Raw genomic sequence first — 243 nt, 5'->3', positions numbered from 1 at the left:
ATTTGAAGACGCCTTGCTCGTCGGCAGCATGCTCAATACATTATTAAAGCACTCCGACATTCCAAGCCCAACAGGAATGATCAGAAGCGGATTTTTTGCTATGCCAAAGTTCAATAGATAATCAATGGGCACGCTGTATACTGACATCATTGAAAGCGGAACAGCTACTGCTCAAACGATCAAATCCCACCACAATGTCCTTCGTTTAAAGAAGTGAGATCTCCATTTCTGATGCAATGGATG

Annotated in this window: 1 pseudogene; it reads left to right on the top strand. The window is 42.8% G+C overall.

From position 1 onward, the window contains the following. Nucleotides 1–121 precede the first annotated feature (121 nt). Nucleotides 122–199 (top strand): annotated as a pseudogene (locus tag P6709_RS20245) (hypothetical protein); the annotation flags it as partial. Between the last annotated feature and the right edge of the window lie 44 nt (nucleotides 200–243).

Origin of the sequence: Jeotgalibacillus sp. ET6, assembly GCF_029667115.1 — a bacterium.
Classification (GTDB): domain Bacteria; phylum Bacillota; class Bacilli; order Bacillales; family Jeotgalibacillaceae; genus Jeotgalibacillus.
This window is presented reverse-complemented; position numbering and strand designations above follow the sequence as displayed.